This is a genomic window from Limnochorda pilosa, from assembly GCF_001544015.1.
Classification (GTDB): Bacteria; Bacillota; Limnochordia; order Limnochordales; family Limnochordaceae; genus Limnochorda; species Limnochorda pilosa.
This window is the reverse complement of record NZ_AP014924.1, coordinates 1,174,594-1,192,068: the sequence shown is the minus strand read 5'-3', so window position 1 is coordinate 1,192,068 and position 17,475 is coordinate 1,174,594. Positions and strand designations below refer to the sequence as shown.

Here is a 17,475-nt window from a genome sequence, read left to right as displayed (position 1 = left end):
ATCCCCTCTCAGGCAGGACCGGCGCGTTCCACTGCGTCCAGGAGCGCCCAGAGGACGTCGCACTTGAAGCTCAACGCCGCCACCGTCCGCTCCTGGTCCGCTCGGGTGGGCGCCGCCCGCACGACCAGCTCCAGGCCGTGCTCAGCGTCGCGAGGCGCCTGATGCAGGCGCTGGCGAAAGTACGCAAGGCCCTCGGGCCGCACCCACGGGTAGTGCTCTTCGAAAACCCTGATCCGGCGTGCCACCAGGTCCGGCGCAAAGAGCTCCGTGAGGGAGGAGGCGACGGCCACCCACCACGGCTCGAGGCGGCAGAAGTGGACGTACGCATCCACCGCGAAGCGCACGCCGGGCACGACGTGCCGTTCGTCCAGGAGAGCCGCCCGCGGAATCCCTGCGGCCTCGCCCAGCCGCAGCCACGCCTCGATGCCTCCCTCGTCATCGCCCCGGCCATCGTGATCCAGGATGCGCTGGATCCAACGACGCCGGTCCTCGCGGTTCGGGAGCTTGGACAGGATGAGCGCATCCTTCACCGGGATCATCTTCTGGTAGTAGAACCGGTTGGCGATCCATCCCCTCACTTCCGGCGGGCTCAGTTCCCCCCGGTGCATGCGGACGTGGAAGGGGTGCTTGTCGTGATACTTCGCCTCACCCACCGCCCTGAGGCGGTCAACGAACTCCTCTCGGGACCACGGCGCCTCCACGCGCCCACCTCCTCGACACCCTTCAGAGCTCCACCTCCAGGCCGTCCCACCCCACCCCGATACCCAAAGAGGCCAGGAACCGGTACTCCGGTCCATCCTCCCGGAGGACCGGATTGGTGTTGTTCACGTGAACGTAGGCCTTGAGCGGTACCGCGAGCTCGGCAAGCCGGCGGGCCGTTCCCCCGGGGCCCGTCATGGGCAGGTGACCCATCTCCCGTGCGGTCGACTCCGAGGCGTGAAGGGCGACGAGCTCGTCGTCCGACCAGAACGTTCCGTCCAGGAAGACCGCTCCCGTTCCAGCCAGGTGCTCCTCCACCTCTGGGGTCCACGCCTCCAGGCCCGGCACGTACGCCAGGGCGCCTCCCGTCGACGTGTCCTCGAACCGGTAGCCGACGCTCCAGCCGTCGCCCCGCACGGCCGACCCCACGTACCTGGGGGCCTTGGAGCCGGTGCGAAAGGCGACCGCTCGGATGCGCCCCCCATCCAAGACGAAGCTCGCACCTGGGCGGACCTCGATCCACTCCAGGGTGGCATAGGGTCTCAGCATCTCTCGTACGGGGAAAGGACCGCTCAACGCCTCTCGCACCGTAGCGGTGGAGTGGACCGTCAGTTCCGCTCCTTCCCGGAGGACCAGGAGACCCACGGTGTGATCCAGCTCTGCGTCGGTGAGGAGGATGCCTCGGATCGGCGTCTGCCGGAGCCCGGGGCCCGGACGGAGCAGGGGGAAGGCCTCGACCTGAACGCGCACGTCGGGCGTGGCATCCACCAAGTACCACTCCGTTCCGTTCGCGTTCAGTGCCAGCGAGGATTGGGTCCGTACCCGGGTTCCCGCGTGCCGGGCCCGCGCACGCTCGCACCCGCGACAAGCGCAGTTCCACTGCGGGAAGCCGCCCCCTGCTCCTGTTCCGAGGAGCCTTGCGCGCACGGCGCCACCTCCTGGGAGTCCGCGTCCGCCTACCTCAACGAGGCACGCAGGCTGTTCCCGTGACCCCGGCAGCTTGAAGGCGAGGCACCGCTTAGCCGCGCCCCATGTACGCTGTGGCCTCGGCACCCGTCTCTACGATCTCGTAGTCGGGCTTGACCCACATGGCGTTCGCCTCCTTCCTTCATGAGATCTGGACCCACTTGGAGTGCCGTCTGCCCCTCGGGCGCCCTGGACGGGCCGTCGCCCCAGGGCCACCCAGGGCCCTGGGGCCCGGTCCCTCACCGCGCCTCAGCGTCCCATGGCCTCACCCACGGCCTCCTTCAGGGCCCGGTGGGTCATCACGCGGCACAGGTGCCCGCGGTACGCCTCGGAGGCGAAGAGGTCGGCCATGAGGTCGGCCCCTTCGGCCGCGTGCGCGGCGGCCTGCTCGAGCACCGGCGCATCGGGCCGGCGCCCCACCAGGGCCTGTTCCACCCCGGTAGCGCGGTAGGCCGTGGAGGAGGCACCCGTCACGCCCACCCGGGCGGCCTGGCAGCTTCCATCGGCACCCAGGGTCACGACGGCGGCCACAGCCACCACCGCGTACCCCGACGCCGGGTGCGCGAACTTGGCGTACGCGCTGCCGCTCCGCCCCGAGACGGTCGCGAAGGAGATCTCCTGGATGATCTCGTCGCCCTGCAGGTCGGTGACCAGCGGCCCCAGGATGAAGTCGCCGATGGCCACTTCCCGGATCCCCCGGGGGCTCGCGAGCTTCAGCACGGCCTCCATCGCCTGGGCCACGGCCGGGAGGTCTGAAGCCGGGTCCGCGTGGGCCAGGTTGCCGCCCAGGGTCCCCCGGTTCCGCACCTGGACGTCGCCCACCTCCGAGGCCGCCCTGGCCAGTACCGGGCAGTGGCGGGCCACCATCTCCGACGTCTCGAGCTCGCGGTGGGTCGTGAGGGCGCCCACCACCAGCCGGTTCCCTTCGAGGCGGATGCCCTTCAGCTCAGGCACCCGCCCGATGTCCACCAGGTTCTGCGGCGTGGCGAGGCGCAGCTTCATCATGGGCAGGATGCTGTGCCCTCCGGCCAGCACCTTGGCCTCCCCACCCGACGCGGCCAGCATCCGCAGCGCCTCGGGCAAGGTGGCCGCCCGCTGGTACTCAAAGGCTGCCGGGAACATGGTCTACCTCCTCCCATCCTGCATGGCCTTCCAGACCTTCTCGGGGGTCAGAGGCGTCTCCAGGTGCTTCACGCCGAAGGGTGCGAGCGCGTCCACCACCGCGTTCACCACCGCGGGCGTGGAGGCGATGGTGCCCGTCTCCCCCACGCCCTTGACGCCCAGCGGGTTGTGGGGCGCGGGCGTCTCGGTGTGGTGGGTCTCGATCTCGGGAAAGAACCGGGCTTTGGGGAGGGCGTAGTCCATGAGGGAGCCCGTGAGGAGCTGCCCGTTCTCGTCGTAGACGGCGCCCTCCCAGAGGGCCTGGCCGATCCCCTGCACCACGCCGCCGTGCACCTGCCCCTCCACGATGAGGGGGTTGATGATGCGTCCGCAATCGTCCACGGCCACGTAGCGCTCGAGCCGCACCTCGCCCGTGTCGCGGTCCACCTCCACCACGCACGCGTGCGCGCCGAAGGGGTAGCAGAAGTTGGGGGGATCGTAGAACGCGCTGGCCTCCAGCGACGGCTCCACGCCCTCGGGCAGGTTCCAGGCCAGGTGGGCCTGCAGGGCCACGTCCTGGAAGCTCACGGAGCGGCCGGGTGCGCCCTTCACCTGGAAGCGGCCCTCTTCGAAGGTCAGGTCGTCCTGTGCGACCTCCAGCATGTGGGCGGCAAACACCCGGGCCTTCTCCACCACCCGTTCCGCCGCCCGGGCGACCGCGCTGCCGCCCACGGGCGTGGTCCGGCTTCCGTAGGTGCCCCAGCCCATGTAGACCTCGCCCGTGTCGCCGTGGCGGACCTCCACGTCCTCCACCGGGATGCCGAGGGCCTCCGCCACGATCTGGGCGAAGGTGGTCTCCTCGCCCTGGCCGTGGGGCGACGTGCCGGTGTAGACCAGGACCTTCCCCGTGGGCAGGACCCGTAGGGTAGCGCTGTCCCAAAGACCGCCCTGGAAGCCGACCGCCCCCGCGACCTGGGACGGTCCCAGCCCGCAGATCTCCACGTAGGTAGAGAAGCCCACGCCCAGGTAGCGCCCCTGGCGACGGAGCTCCTCCTGGCGCCGGCGCAGGGCGGGGTAGTCGAGGGCCTCCAGGAGCTTGTCCAGGGCGGTGGCGTAGTCGCCCGAGTCGTAGGTGAGCCCCGTGGGCGTGTCATAGGGGAAGGCGTTCGCGGGAATGAAGTTCCTGCGCCGGACCTCCGCCGGGTCCATGCCGATCTGTCGGGCGAAGAGGTCCACCAGCCGCTCCACGATGAAGGTGGCCTCGGGCCGGCCGGCCCCCCGGTAGGCGTCGGTGGGGGTGGTGTTGGTGAAGACCCCGTAGACGTCCACCTCGATCTGCGGGATCCGGTACGCGCCCTGGAGCATGAGCCCGAAGAGGATGGTGGGCACACCGGGCGCCGCAGTGGAAACGTAGGCGCCCATGCTCGCGTGGACGGTCGCCCGGAGGCCGGTGATGGTACCGTCCTTCCTTCCGGCCAGCTCCACGTCCTGGATGTGGTCCCGCCCGTGGGTGGTGGCAATGAAGCTCTCCCGCCGGTCCTCGGTCCACTTGACGGGCACGCCCAGCTCCCGGGCCGCGAAGGCGACCAGCGCCTCGTCGGGATAGCAGGCGATCTTGCTGCCGAAGCCGCCTCCCACCTCGGGCGCCACCACCCGCAGCTTGTGCTCCGGGATGCCTAGAATCCCCGACAGGAGGTACCGGTGGATGTGGGGGTTCTGGGAGGTCATCCAGAGGGTCATCTCGCCCGAGGAGGGATTGTAGCGGGCCACGGCCGAGCGGGGCTCCATGGCGTTGGGGATCAGCCGGTTGTTGACGAAGCGGTGCCGGACGACGACCTCCGCCTGCTGGAAAGCCTCGGACGCGCCGTTGCCCGCCTTCCAGTGGAAGGCCACGTTCTTGGGCGCCTCGCCGTGGAGCTGGGGCTTGCCCGGCTGCATCGCCTCCTCCTGGTTCACCACCACCGGAAGGGGCTCGTACTCGACCCCGATGAGTTCCAGCGCGTCCCGGGCCCGGGCGGGGCTGTCGGCCACCACCAGGGCCACGCCGTCCCCCACGTACCGCACCCGGTCCACGGCCAGCACGGGGTGCGGGGGCGTCTTCAGGTCCGAGTCGGGGAGCAGCCAGGCGGTGGGCACCGTTCCGATCCGGCCCTGCAGGTCCCGGCCCGTGTAGGCGGCCACCACGCCCGGCGCGCGCCGGGCCTTCTCCACGTCGATGGAGCGGATGCGGGCGTGCGCGTGGGGCGAGCGCAGGATGGCCGCGTGGACCAGGCCGGGCAGGCGGATGTCGTCGGTGTAGGTCGCCCGGCCGGTGATGAGGCGCGGGTCCTCACGACGCTTGATGGCGGTGCCGAAGACGGTCGGCATGGCTCAGGCACCCTCCTCTCCACGGGCGGCCGCCACCTGGGCGTGCCGCTCCTGCATGGACTCGGCCGCGCGCCGCACGGCCCGGACGATGTTCTGGTACCCCGTGCAGCGGCACAGGTTGCCTTCCAGGGCCTCCCGGATCTCCTCGTCGCTGGGGTCGGGGTTCCGGTTGAGGAGGGCCTGGGTGACCATGAGCATGCCGGGCGTGCAGAAACCGCACTGAAGCCCGTGCTTCTCCCAGAACCCTTCCTGGATGGGATGGAGCATGCCGTCCTGTTCGAGCCCTTCCACGGTGGTGACCTGGCTGCCGTCGGCCTGCGCCGCGAGGACCGTGCAGGACTTGACCGCCTCTCCGTCCAGCAGGACGGTACAGGCCCCGCACTGGCTCGTGTCGCATCCCACGTGGGTACCGGTCAGCCCCAGGGTCTCCCGGAGGAAATGGACCAGGAGCTGACGGGGCTCCACGTGGCGGCTGTACTCCACGCCGTTGACGGTGACGGTGATGGGTACCTCCACGTTCATGCACCTCCCTTGGGTCGTATGACGGTCGCGGGTGCGTCCGCCGTCGATCCTGGCTGCGGGCCGCGGCCTCCGGGGCGGTCAACCGGTGGCCCGTTGGCCGGAGAGCTCGTGCTCGATGTTCTTGAAGAAGCGGCCCACCAGCATCTTGCCGACGCTGCCCATCACCCTCTGGCCCACGGCGGCGAGGGTCCCCGTGGCGCTCACCTCCGCCCGGCAGAGGAGGGACGTGCCCTGCCCGTCGGGCTCCAGGCTGATCCAAGCGTCGGCCTTGACCTGGCCGGGGGCGCCGCCGCCGTCGAGACGGAGCCGGTACCTGCGAGGGGGCTCGGCGTCGCTGAGCGCCACCTGGCCGTCGAAACCGCCCCGGATGGGTCCCACGTTCAGCCCGAGGCTCGCTTTGTACGCCCCGTCTCCCTGGCCTTCCAGCCCCTGGCACCCTGGTATGGCCCTTCGAAGGATCTCGGGGTCGAAGAGGGCTCCCCAGAGGACGTCCGGGGCGAGGCCCCCGTACTGGTGACGGTACTCGAGCTGCACGGGACCACTCCTTCTCGGCGGGCAGGCGAGCGTCGGTCGCCTGCCGGATGATGGGTGCAGGCCTCCGGGGCTCCGATTCCTCGGTGCCCGAGGCGTGACGCCTTCCCTCGTCGAGCGGGGCAGGAGCCGGTGCGCGTCGCCGGCCGGGGTTGAGCTTCTGCTGCGAGCGGTGTCTCCGATGCGGCTACTCAGAAAAGCGTGGCTCGAACCTAAAAAGACATTTCCTCTCACAGACTGAAGACTCCTTCCGACGCGCCGGCAACTTTTCCTGGAGCCTGAGGCGGCCTGTGCATCTTTCCCTGGGCCTTTCGTACGTTCCACCGTGCGCTCCCCCGCGCCCGCACGGCCCGGTTCGTGGGCTTGAGGGCGCAGGCCTGCAGGATCCGGGCGCAGGACGCGCCGATGCCGGCGCGGGACGACCGAGGGCGGGCCCGCCCCCTACGGGTCTTCGCACCGGCGAGCCCTTGCCCGCGCCCCAGGAGCGTGCTATGGTAGGATTTGACCGAGGTTTTCCATCATTTCGTGATCGCGAGGAGGTGCAATCATGCAGCGGCGGTTGGCACTGGCCCTGGTGGTGCTCGCGGCCTGCTGGATGCTGGCGGCCAGGGCGGCGCGGGCGGCGGGCACGGTCCGGGTGGGGTTGCAGGCATCGGGGACCTTCGCCTGGGTGCTCCACGCGATCGAGCGCGACGGGCTGGATCGGGCGCACGGGGTGCAGGTGGAGGTGACGACCCTGGCCAGCAAGCAGGCGGCCAAGATCGCCCTGCAGGCGGGCGAGGTGGACCTGGTGGTCGACGACGTCATCGGCGTCAACCTCCTCCGGCGCCAGGGGGTCCCGGTGCAGGCCGTCTACCCCTACAGCCTGGCAGAGGGCTCGCTGGTGGTACCGGCCGAAAGTCCCATCCGCAGCCTTGCGGACCTGAAGGGGAAGCGCATCGGCGTGGCGAGCCTGAACGACAAGAGCTGGCTGATCCTGCGGGCCGCCGCGGTCGATCGCTTCGGCTTTGATCCCCAGGAGGAGGCCGAGGCCCTGGCCGCAGCCCCACCGCTGATGCAGGAGCTGCTGGACCGGGGCGAGTTGGACGCGGCCATGCCCTACTGGCACTTCGTCGCCCGGCTGACCGCCACCGGCCGGTACCGGGCTGTCGTCTCTGTGGATGAGCTCCTCCGCACCCTGGACCTTCCGCCGGAGATGCCCATCCTCGTCCTGGTGGCCCGGGAAGCGTTGGTCGAGACCGAACCCGAGGCGGTGTCCGGCTTCGTGGCCGCCATGCGGGACGCCTGGGACCGTCTCGCGCAGGACCCGACCCTCTGGGAGGAGATCGTGGACCAGGGCCTCTACCGTCTGCCCGATCGTTCCCTCCTGCCGGCGGTACAGGAGGCCTGGCAGACCAGCGTCCCGTCCGAGTGGAGCGAAGCCACGGTGGCCGACCTCTCGCGCATGGTGGGCCGGCTGGTGGCGGTAGCAGGGGCTGAGGTCGTGGGCGTGGAGCGGGTCGATCCCGGCGTCTTCACCACGTCCCTCGGGGTGGCCAGGTGACTCTGGAAGGGGCACGATCGATGGCGCGGGGGCGCGTCGACGGAGAAGCCGGCTGGCGGGGGCTCCGCACCCTGGGGCTCCCGGCGGGGAGGCGCTTCCGGCGACTCCCTGGCGCCGGGCACATCCTGTCCTTGTGGACCCTGATGGCCGCCTGGTGGCTCCTCTCTCTGCTTCTGTCGGAGACGGTGCTCCCGGGGCCGTGGACCACGGTTCGTCTTCTGGTGGAGGAGGTGACCCGCGGTCACCTGCTGCACCATCTGGGCGTCTCCCTCCGCCGGGTGGCGATGGCGTTCACCCTGGCCATGGGCGCCGGTTCGGCCGCGGGGGCGGCGATGGGGGCGTCGCGCCTGGTGAACGGGCTCCTGGAGGGCTGGATGCTGGTGGGGCTCTCGCTGCCCCGCATCGTCTACATCGTGCTGGCCTACGTGCTCCTGGGGCTCAACGACAGGGCGGCGGTGGCCGCCGTCGCCCTGAGCGTGGCCCCATCGGTGGCGGCTCAGGTCCGGGCGGCTACCCAGGCGGTGGACCACGGCCTGGTGGAGATGGCACGCGCCTTCCGGCGGTCCCCCGCGGTGGTATGGGTCCGGGTGGTGACGCCCCAGCTGCTGCCCCACGTGCTGGGGGCGGCCCGCGGCGCCCTGTCGCTGGCCTGGAAGATGGTCGTCTTCGCGGAACTGATGGGGCGCACCGACGGCGTGGGGTACCAGATCAGCTTCTTCTTCCAGATGTTCGACATGGGCGGCATCCTGGCGTACGCCCTGGCCACCATCCTGGTCGTGGCCCTGCTGGACCTGGGTGTGCTTGGCACCGTGGAGCGCCTGGCCTTCCGCTGGCGCCGCCCCACCTGGGACAGGGAGGAGAGGTGATGGTCGGGATCCAGGTGGCCGCTCTGGCCAAGGTCTTCACCCGCCCCGACGGGGGCCGGCGTGCCGCGCTGGACGGGTTGCACCTCGAAGCCGCCCCCGGCGAGTTGGTCTGCCTGCTGGGTCCGTCGGGCTGCGGCAAGACCACGTTCCTGCGGATCTTGAACGGCCTCGAGCAGGCTGATGGTGGCGCCGTCCGCTTCCTCGCCCCCCGGCCTCCCAGGATCGGCCATGTCTTCCAGGACTCACGGCTCCTGCCCTGGCTCACGGCGGAGGAGAACGTCCGCTTCGTCCTGGATCTTCCCCGGGAGGAGGGGCGCCGGGTCGCGCGGGCGTGGCTGGCCCGGGTCGGCCTGGGGGACCATGGCGGCGCCTTCCCCCACCAGCTCTCCGCAGGCATGCAGCAGCGGGTGGCCGTCGCCCGGGCCCTGGCGGTGGACCCGGACGTACTCCTCCTGGACGAACCGTTCAGCGCCCTGGACGAGCTGACGGCCTGCCGCCTCCGGGCGGAGCTGGCCCGGCTATGGGAGGAGCGGCGGCCCACGGTCCTCTTCGTAACCCATGACCCGGCCGAGGCCATCTACCTGGCGGATCGGGTGGTGATCCTAGCCGGCCCGCCGGGGCGGATCGTCCAGGAGCTCGACGTCCGCCGGTCGCTCCCCCGCCCGCGGACGCCCGTCGATCCCCGCCTGGCCGCCCTGGCCCGGGAGGCGGTCCGAGCCCTGGAGGGTGCGGGATCCTTCTGAGACCGCACCCGCGCCGGCTGCGCCGCGCGCGCGACAGCCCAGGACAGAACCGTACGCGTTCGCGTTCACTTTTTTGTGCGAAGTGTGTTATCCTTCTTGACGGACTAGTGATTCCTGGCTACCATAGTCTGCAGGCCGCGCGCGACGATGGGGTTCCGTTCACGCTCGGCACCCTCGACGGTCCGGGGCAGGCGAGGGCCTCGGGCAACCGGTCGCCGCGGCTCCACGCGGGTCACACGCTCGAAAGGAGGACGGCGAGACTACGATGAGCAGGCTTCTCTCGTCCGGACGTTGGATCGGCTGCATGGCTGCCCTGACCCTGATCCTCGCCGCAGCCGTGAGTCCAGCCATCGCGCAGCAGCAGGGCTCCCTCCCTGAGCTCCTCAACTTGCAGCGGGACGACGGCCAGTGGGTCATGCCGGCCAAGGACTACTCGGCCACCCGATACAGCTCCCTGGACCAGATCAACATCCTGAACGTGGACCAGCTCAAGGTGGCGTGGACCTTCTCCACCGGCGTCCTGAGGGGCCACGAGGGTGCTCCGCTGGTGGTGGGGAGCACCATGTACCTCATCACCCCCTTCCCCAACATCGTCTACGCCCTGAATCTCACCCAGCCCGGCCCGGCCGTCAAGTGGAAGTTCGTCCCCGACACCGACCCGCGTTCCATCGGCGTCGCCTGCTGTGACGTGGTGAACCGGGGTCTCACCTACGCCGACGGGAAGGTCTTCTTCAATACCCTGGACGCCCACACTTACGCCCTGAACGCCAACACCGGCGAGGTCGTCTGGCAGGTGAAGCAGGGCGACGTGGCCCGGGGCGAGACCATCACCATGGCGCCCTTGGTGGTGAAGGACAAGGTCATCACCGGCATCAGCGGCGGGGAGTTCGGCATCCGCGGCTTCCTCACCGCCAACGACATCCACACCGGCGAGCAGGTCTGGCGGGCGTACACCACGGGGCCGGATTCGGAGGTGCTCATCGGCGACGACTTCAAGCCCTTCTACGACAGCCTGAAGGGGAAGGACCTGGGCGTCACCACCTGGCCCGAGGATCAGTGGAAGATCGGGGGCTCGGCCACCTGGACGTGGCTTTCCTACGATCCCGAGCTGGACCTGCTCTACCACGGGGTCGGCAACCCGGGCACATGGAACCCGGACCTGCGCCCCGGCGACAACAAGTGGTCGATGACCATCTTCGCGCGGGATCCCGATACGGGCTCCGCGCGCTGGGCCTACCAGAAGACCCCCCACGACCAGTGGGACTACGACGGGGTGAACGAGAACATCCTGGTCACCCTCACCATCAACGGCAAGCCGCGCAAGGTGCTGGTCAACTTCGACCGCAACGGCTTCGCCTACACCATCGACCGGGCGACGGGCGAGGTGCTGGTGGCTCAGCCCTACGTCTACGTCAACTGGGCGAGCGGCGTCGACCTCGAGACCGGCGTGCCCGCGCGCAACGCCGACAAGTCCACCAAGCAGGGCGTCAACACGACCAACATCTGCCCCGCGGCCATGGGCGGCAAGGATCAGCAACCCGCGGCCTTCTCGCCCAGGACCGGGCTCTTCTACGTCCCCACCAACAACCTCTGCATGGACTACGAGGGCACCGAGGTCGCCTACGTGGCCGGCGTTCCCTACGTGGGCGCTACGGTGAAGATGTATGCGGGCCCCGGCGGCAACCGGGGCGAGTTCGTCGCCTGGGACGGCGCGCGGGGGCGGAAGGTCTGGGGCATCAAGGAGAACTTCTCCGTCTGGAGCGGCGTCCTGGCCACGGGCGGCAACGTGGTCTTCTACGGCACCATGGACGGCTGGTTCAAGGCAGTCAACGCCGTCACCGGCGAGGTGCTGTGGACGTTCAAGGTGGGCTCAGGGATCATCGGCGCCCCCATGACCTTCCTGGGGCCGGACGGGAAGCAGTACGTGGCCGTCTACTCAGGGATCGGCGGGTGGTCGGGCCTGACCGTGGCCGGCGACCTCTCGCTGGAGGACCCGACGGCCGCCCTGGGCGCGGTCAACGCCTTCAGCGACCTGGGGCGCTACACCAACAAGGGCGGCATGCTCTACGTCTTCAGCCTCTAGCGGAGCGCCGGGGGGAGGGGGTCACCCCTCCCCTCATCCTGCGCCGTCCCGCGTGCCGTGACGTCGTGACGACCGCTCCGGCGCCACCCCGCCGCCGGGACGCCGCCCCATTCTCGCGCGAAAGAGGGGGCCTGCACATGCACCCAGGTGCCCGGCGGGTCGGGATCCTCCTGGCCTGCCTGCTGGTGACGACGGCGGTTCTCTCCGGGAGCACGTCCTCCGCCCAGGGCGACGATGGTTGGGAGTTGACGGTCTGCGCCGACCCCAACAACCTGCCCTATTCCAACGACCGGCTGGAGGGGTTTGAGAACCGGATCGCGCAGATGCTGGCGGACAGCCTGGGCGCCCGCCTCACCTACGCGTGGTGGCCCCAGCGCCGGGGCTTCATCCGGGAGACCCTGCGCGAGGGGCTGTGCGACGTGGTGATGGGCGTCCCCGACCAGTACCCCCTCGCCCTCACGTCCGAGCCCTACTACCGCACCAGCTACGTCTTCGTCACCCGGTCGGATCGCGCTCTCGAGATCGCCTCGCTGGACGACCCCGTCCTGCGGGACCTCCACATCGGCGTTCAGATGGTGGGCGACGACTACACGAACACCCCGCCCGCCCACGCGCTGGCGAACCGCGGCATGGCGGAAAACGTGGTGGGCTACAGCGTCTACGGGGACTACACCTCTCCCGCACCGCTCGCACCCATCATGCAGGCGGTGGCCGACGGCGACGTGGACGTGGCCATCGTCTGGGGACCCATCGCGGGCTACTTCGCCAAGAAGATGCCGGTGGAGCTGAAACTGCACCCCGTCACCCCCGAGATCGAGCCGCCCTTCCTGCCCATGGTCTTCTCGGTCTCCATGGCGGTCCGCCAGGGCGACGAGGCCCTGCGCGACCAGCTGGATCGGGCCATTGAGGCCAACTGGGAGCAGATCCAGGCGGTCCTGACGGAGTACGGGGTCCCCACCCTGCCCATCCCCGGGGCACCCGGTTCCGCGGGCGCCTCAGCGCCACCCCCGAAAGATGCCTCGGCCACCGGCCTTCGGCGCGGGCAGGGCGCCCGGGCTTTGGTGGATCGGCTGCGATCGGCCCTGGCAAAGCTGCGCCGCTGGGTCGCACCTACCGCCGCTGCGGGCGAGGAAGGCGGTGCCGAGGGCGAGGAGCTCCCCCAGAAGAACCCCTACACCGGCGACGAGGAGGCCATCGCGGAGGGGAAGGCGCTCTTCTCCAAGTGGGGCTGCTACGGCTGCCACGGCACCCAGGGGGGCGGCGGCATGGGCCCGAGCCTGGTGGACAGCCGGTGGATCTACGGAGGCGACGACGCGAGCGTCTTCAAGACCATCCACGACGGGCGCCCCAACGGCATGCCGGCCTGGGGCGGGTATCTGAGCGAGGAGGAGATCTGGGAGGTCGTCGCCTTCATCCGTTCCCTCTACAAGGGAGACCCTGGGAAGGTGGTCTGGTGAGCCTGCCACGCGGCATGTCGCGACGCCGCTTCCTGGCGGGGGCGGCCCGGCTGGCAGCAGGGCTCCTGGCCGGCAGCCCGCCCGCGTCGATCGCCCCACTCCGGGCAAGGGCTCAGGCCGAGCCCCTGCGCGTGGCCTACGTGGGCCCGGTACGCACGGGGATCTCGCCCGTCTCGGCGGCCACGTACCAGGTGGCGGGCGAGGCCGCCCGGAAGGGCGCCATCATGGCCGGTGAGGAGTTCTCGGGGATCGCCGAGATGCTGGGGCGTCGCTTCGAAGTCCTGACGGCCAGCGCCCCCACGCCCGCGGCCGCCGTGCGGGCGGCGGCGCGCCTCATGGCACGCGAGGGCGTCTACGGCATCCTGGGCGGCTTCGACCCGGAGGGCTGCTCCGCCCTCGCAGACCTGGCCGAGCAGCGAGGGGCGCTCTTCCTCAATATCGGCTGCGCGAGCGACGCCCTGCGGCACGAGGGGTGCCGGCGCCATACCTTCCACGTGGAGGCCAGCGCCGCCATGTACCTGGACGCTGTGGCCGACTGGTTCGTCCGCCAGGGCGCCCGGCGCTGGTTCTTCGTGACGCCCGACGCCCCCGAGGGCCGTGCACGGCTCGAGCGGGCCCGGCACGCCCTCGCCCAGCGCCACTGGGGAGGGAGGGAGGCGGGGAACGCCAGCGTCGCGCCAGGCGAACCCGAGTACCGCCCGGTGTTGGAGCAGATCCGGGAGGCCAAACCCGACCTCGTGCTGCTCCTCCTGGACGGGGTGGGCCAGCTCGACTTCCTGGGCCAGTACGAGGAGGCGGGTCTTCCCCACCGGGTCACCGGCTTCCCTGAGGCCGTCGCCCAGACCCGCACCTTCTTCGCGGCCGCCCGCACCTCGGCGCCCCGGACCGGGACTGGCTACCGCGCCACCCTCTGGGAGGCGACCCTGGACAACTACGGGGGACGTGAGCTGAACGCCCGCTTCCTCGAACGGTGGGGCCAGCCCATGGATCCCCCCGCTTGGGCCGCCTGGGCGTCGGTGAAGATCCTGTGGGAGGCGGCCTCCTTCGCCGGGACGACGGACCCGGGCCAGCTCGCGGCCTACCTGGAAGGGGAAGCGACGCTCTTCGACGTCTACAAGGGGATCGGCGTCTCCTTCCGGCCCTGGGACCACCAGCTGCGGGAGACGGTCTTCCTGGTGAAGGTGCAGGAGGATGCGTCCGATCCGCTGGGCCTGGCAGCCCTGGTGGGCCAGCTCCCGGCCATCTCCCGCCCGGGTTTCAGCCCCAACGAGATGCTGGACCAGATCGGCGATGCAGCGGACCGGTCCGGCTGCAGCTTCACGGGGTGAGAGCCACATGCCCGGAGGGGGAGCGCCCTGGACCTCCGCGTGACACGCATCCGCCGCGACAAGGAGGGACGCAACGTATGACCCGACCCTTCCGACGGTCATCCCCCACCACCGCCGCCCCAGGTCCCTCCGACCCGCACCCGCCTTGCCCCGCCCGCGCTCCTCGCGGGCCGTCGCGGGCGATCGCGATGGTCCTGCTGCTCCTCGTGCCCCTGCCCGCGCCTCGCCTCCTCGCGCAATCGGCGTACCGGGTCTTCGCTTCCAATGAGTACGGGGGCAGCGTAACCGTCATCGACCCGGAGAACGGCCAGGTGCTGAAGACCCTACGGGTGACGGAGGCGGGCAGGGCGCGCCCCAGAGGGCTTGCGGTGAGCCCCGACGGCGGCACCGTCTTCGTGGCCCTCAGCGACTTCTCTCCCCGGGTGGAGAGCGACGAGGACAAGATCGTGGCCATCGACGTGGCCACGGCCGAAGTGAGGGGCGAGTACCGGGTGGGCACCGATCCCGAGCGCCTGGCGGTGAGCCCTGACGGCACCCAGCTTTGGGCGGCGAACGAGGACGCCGCCCAGGCCACGGGCTTCGACATCGCCACCGGCGAGGTCCTGGGCGCCTTCCCCACCGGCATCGAGCCCGAGGGCGTCGGCATCAGCCCCGACGGGAAGTGGGTGTACGTCACCGGGGAGGCGAGCCACACGGTGACCGTGATCGACGCCCGGGCGCTGCAGGTGGTCAAGCACGTGCTGGTGGGTGCCCGGCCCCGCATCGTCCTCTTCTCTCCCGACGGGTCCCGGGCGTACGTCTCCGCGGAGATCGGCGGGACCGTGTCGGTGATGGACACGTCGGACCACAGCGTGGTCGCCACCGTCTCGCTGGGGCGCGACTCCCGCCTGGTGGGGCTGGCCCTCTCCCCCGACGGCACGCGGCTCTACGCCGCGGGCGGCGGCGTGAACGCGGTCTTCGTGGTGGACACGGAGACCAACGAGGTCGTGAAGGTGATCCGCGAGCGGATGGGGCGCCGCCCCTGGGGCATCGCGGTCTCACCCGACGGCACGCGGGTCTACACCGCGGACGGGCTCTCGGACAGCGTGACCGTCATCGACGCCGACAGCCTCCAGGTGATCCGGAGCATCCAGGCAGGAAGGGGGACCCACGATGTGGCCATCGGGCTCCTTCCCGGCTCGTGAGGTGCGGGCCCGCCCCCGGCCAGGGCTGCCCCACCGCCTCCGGGTGGTCCGCCCCGGGTGGGTCGCGGCGCTGGCGATCCTGTTCACCGCTGGGAGCCTCTCCTGGGCCCTCCTTCCGACGGCCGCCCGCGCCGCCGTCGCCGGCCTCGGTGCTGGCACCCCAACCGGCGTCGGTGGTGGAGCACCTGCTGGGGGACGAGATGCCCGCGGCGATCCGGAGGAAGGCGTCGGCTGCAAGGAACCAGACCAAAGAGGAGGCGGGAGCATGCAGGACGAGTCACGCGCCGGCGCCCTTCCCGCTGCGGAGCCGGCGGAGGTGGCGGGGCTGGAGCGTCGAGGCCCTGCTGTCGCCGGCGGGGCAGCCTCCGTACGCTGCCAGGGGCTCACCCGGCGGTTCGGAGACCTGACCGCGGTGGACGGCCTCACCCTGGAGGTGCGCGAGGGCGAGCTCTTCGCCCTGCTGGGTCCCAACGGCGCAGGGAAGAGCACCACGGTGCACATGCTCACCACCGTCCTCCGGCCCACCGGAGGAACCGCCCACGTGGCCGGCTTCGATGTGCTCCGGCAGCCTCGGGAGGTCCGAGCCCAGATCGGCGTGGTCTTTCAGGAGCCCGCCCTGGACGAACGGCTCACGGCCCGGGAGAACCTGGAGGTGCACGCCCACCTGCAGGGCATCCGGCGAGCCTGGGTGCGGGAGACGGTGGATCGGGCCCTGGCCTGGGCGGAGCTCGCGGCGAGGGCCGGTCAAACCGTACGGGCCTTCTCCGGCGGCATGAGGCGCCGGCTGGAGCTGGCCCGGGCGCTGATGCACGGGCCGCGGGTCCTCGTCCTGGATGAGCCCACCCTGGGCCTGGATCCCCAGGCGCGCCGCCGGCTCTGGGAGCAAGTGGAGACGCTCCGGCGCGACGGACTCACGGCGCTGGTGACCACCCACTACCTGCCGGAGGCTGAGGCCTGCGATCGGGTGGCCATCGTGGACCGCGGGCGCCTGCTGGAGCTGGGCACCCCGGCCGAGCTGAAGCGGCGGGTGCTGGGCCGGGAGGGAGCCACCCTGGAGGAAGTCTTCCTCGCGCTCACCGGCGCCCCCCTGCGCGACGAGGAGGCGGGGCCCCGGGAGCAGATCCTCAGCTTTCACCGGAAGGGGGGCGAGCTGACCCGATGACGGACGCTGCGCTTCCTTCGGTGCAGCCCGGCTTCCGGCGGGTGCCCGCCCGATTCCTGGACCCGGTGATCGTCTGGGTGATGTGGCGCCGGGAGCTTCTCCGCTCCCGCCGCGACCGGGGCCAGTGGTTCGGAGGGATCTCCCGTACGGTACTCTGGCTGGTGATCCTGGGCTTCGGCCTGGGGGCCTCTTTCCGGGACATCGAGGGGTACACCTACGGGCAGTACATCCTCCCGGGGGTGATCACCCTCAACGTCATCTTCGCCTCGACCCAGTCGGCCATGGCCCTGGTCTGGGACCGGGAGGTGGGCCTCCTGCGGGAGGTGGCCGTCTCCCCCGCCCCGATGCTCTCCGTGGCGCTCGGGAAGCTCCTGGGCGGCGCCACCGTCTCCGTGATCCAGGGCACCGTCGCCCTCGCCTTCGCGCCGCTGGTGGGCGTGTTCCTGGAGGCTCCGCGGGTGCTCCTGGCCTGGGCCGTGATGCTCTCCGTGGGGGTCTTCCTCACCGCCGTGGGCCTGGTCATCGCCTCCCGCATGCGCACCTTCGAGGGGTTCGGGAGCATCTCCAACGGCGTGGTGCTCCCCCTCTACTTCCTTTCGGGGTCGATCTTCCCGCTCAAGGGGATCATCGGCGGGGTGGGCTTCCTGGAGATTCCCGACGAGCTCCGCCGGCAGCTCCAGGCCATCGGCATCCACACCCTGGCGGGAGGCTGGGTGGTCCAGCTGCCGGGTTGGCTCCAGGCGCTGGTCTACGCGAACCCGGTCACGTACCAGCTGGACCTGCTGCGCCACGTCCTGCTCGACTTCCACCAGATGCCGCTGGAGCTGGACCTGGCCGTGGCTCTGATCCTTCCGCTCCTGGCCGCGGGGGCCGGAGCGGCGGCCATGGCTCGCGGCCGCGGCCCCCGCTAACCTCCGCCGCCA

The 17,475-nt window shown here is 70.9% G+C and carries 16 protein-coding genes; 9 read left to right on the top strand and 7 right to left on the bottom strand.

The features are described from left to right. Positions 1-8: 8 nt before the first annotated feature. The 7 genes from pqqC to LIP_RS18865 form a co-directional block, all read right to left on the bottom strand. Positions 9-701, bottom strand: a complete 693-nt coding sequence (gene pqqC, locus LIP_RS05240; RefSeq protein WP_068135250.1) for a pyrroloquinoline-quinone synthase PqqC — start codon at positions 699-701, stop codon at positions 9-11. Between the two features lie 22 nt (positions 702-723). Next, on the bottom strand, positions 724-1,626 hold the full coding sequence (pqqB, locus tag LIP_RS05235; protein ID WP_068135248.1) for a pyrroloquinoline quinone biosynthesis protein PqqB: 903 nt from the start codon (positions 1,624-1,626) through the stop codon (positions 724-726). Positions 1,627-1,717: 91 nt separating this feature from the next. Beyond that, the gene (gene pqqA / locus LIP_RS20435; protein ID WP_144440605.1) at positions 1,718-1,789 is read right to left on the bottom strand and encodes a pyrroloquinoline quinone precursor peptide PqqA; all 72 of its coding nucleotides are present in this window, start codon (positions 1,787-1,789) and stop codon (positions 1,718-1,720) included. A gap of 125 nt (positions 1,790-1,914) precedes the next feature. Then, entirely contained in the window at positions 1,915-2,787 is an 873-nt protein-coding gene (locus tag LIP_RS05230) for an FAD binding domain-containing protein (RefSeq protein ID WP_068135244.1), read from the bottom strand. 3 nt (positions 2,788-2,790) lie between these two features. After that, positions 2,791-5,133 carry a xanthine dehydrogenase family protein molybdopterin-binding subunit gene (locus LIP_RS05225; protein WP_068135241.1) on the bottom strand — a complete coding sequence of 781 codons (2,343 nt, stop codon included), beginning with the start codon at positions 5,131-5,133 and terminating at the stop codon, positions 2,791-2,793. A 3-nt stretch (positions 5,134-5,136) separates the two neighbouring features. Next, a complete protein-coding gene (locus tag LIP_RS05220) occupies positions 5,137-5,655 on the bottom strand; it encodes a (2Fe-2S)-binding protein (RefSeq protein WP_068135239.1) in 519 nt (172 codons plus the stop codon). 78 nt (positions 5,656-5,733) lie between these two features. Further along, positions 5,734-6,189, bottom strand: coding sequence for a CoxG family protein (locus LIP_RS18865; protein ID WP_068135236.1), 456 nt, complete (start codon positions 6,187-6,189; stop codon positions 5,734-5,736). Positions 6,190-6,733: 544 nt separating this feature from the next. On the opposite strand from LIP_RS18865, the gene LIP_RS05210 reads away from it, so the two are divergent. The 9 genes from LIP_RS05210 to LIP_RS05170 all read left to right on the top strand — a co-directional run bounded on the left by LIP_RS05210 (position 6,734) and on the right by LIP_RS05170 (position 17,463). Beyond that, the gene (locus LIP_RS05210) at positions 6,734-7,729 is read left to right on the top strand and encodes an ABC transporter substrate-binding protein (protein WP_198409739.1); all 996 of its coding nucleotides are present in this window, start codon (positions 6,734-6,736) and stop codon (positions 7,727-7,729) included. Between the two features lie 20 nt (positions 7,730-7,749). After that, positions 7,750-8,595: an ABC transporter permease gene (locus tag LIP_RS05205; RefSeq protein ID WP_068135233.1), complete on the top strand. Its 846-nt coding sequence runs from the start codon at positions 7,750-7,752 to the stop codon at positions 8,593-8,595. Then, positions 8,595-9,338, top strand: a complete 744-nt coding sequence (locus LIP_RS05200) for an ABC transporter ATP-binding protein (RefSeq protein ID WP_068135230.1) — start codon at positions 8,595-8,597, stop codon at positions 9,336-9,338. The genes LIP_RS05205 and LIP_RS05200 overlap by 1 nt, the downstream gene beginning before the upstream one ends. Before the next feature lie 265 nt (positions 9,339-9,603). Continuing rightward, positions 9,604-11,421 (top strand): methanol/ethanol family PQQ-dependent dehydrogenase, encoded by a 1,818-nt coding sequence (locus LIP_RS05195; RefSeq protein ID WP_082725895.1) that lies wholly within the window; start codon positions 9,604-9,606, stop codon positions 11,419-11,421. Between the two features lie 137 nt (positions 11,422-11,558). Then, on the top strand, positions 11,559-12,878 hold the full coding sequence (locus LIP_RS17635) for a quinoprotein dehydrogenase-associated putative ABC transporter substrate-binding protein (RefSeq protein WP_082725894.1): 1,320 nt from the start codon (positions 11,559-11,561) through the stop codon (positions 12,876-12,878). After that, positions 12,875-14,206, top strand: coding sequence for an ABC transporter substrate-binding protein (locus LIP_RS05185; protein ID WP_068135228.1), 1,332 nt, complete (start codon positions 12,875-12,877; stop codon positions 14,204-14,206). The genes LIP_RS17635 and LIP_RS05185 overlap by 4 nt, the downstream gene beginning before the upstream one ends. A gap of 188 nt (positions 14,207-14,394) precedes the next feature. Continuing rightward, the gene (locus LIP_RS05180) at positions 14,395-15,390 is read left to right on the top strand and encodes a beta-propeller fold lactonase family protein (RefSeq protein WP_068135225.1); all 996 of its coding nucleotides are present in this window, start codon (positions 14,395-14,397) and stop codon (positions 15,388-15,390) included. Positions 15,391-15,655: 265 nt separating this feature from the next. Further along, positions 15,656-16,552, top strand: a complete 897-nt coding sequence (locus LIP_RS05175; RefSeq protein ID WP_082725893.1) for an ABC transporter ATP-binding protein — start codon at positions 15,656-15,658, stop codon at positions 16,550-16,552. Further along, positions 16,549-17,463 carry an ABC transporter permease gene (locus LIP_RS05170; protein WP_068135222.1) on the top strand — a complete coding sequence of 305 codons (915 nt, stop codon included), beginning with the start codon at positions 16,549-16,551 and terminating at the stop codon, positions 17,461-17,463. Before LIP_RS05175 ends, LIP_RS05170 begins: the two co-directional genes overlap by 4 nt. Positions 17,464-17,475 lie beyond the last annotated feature (12 nt).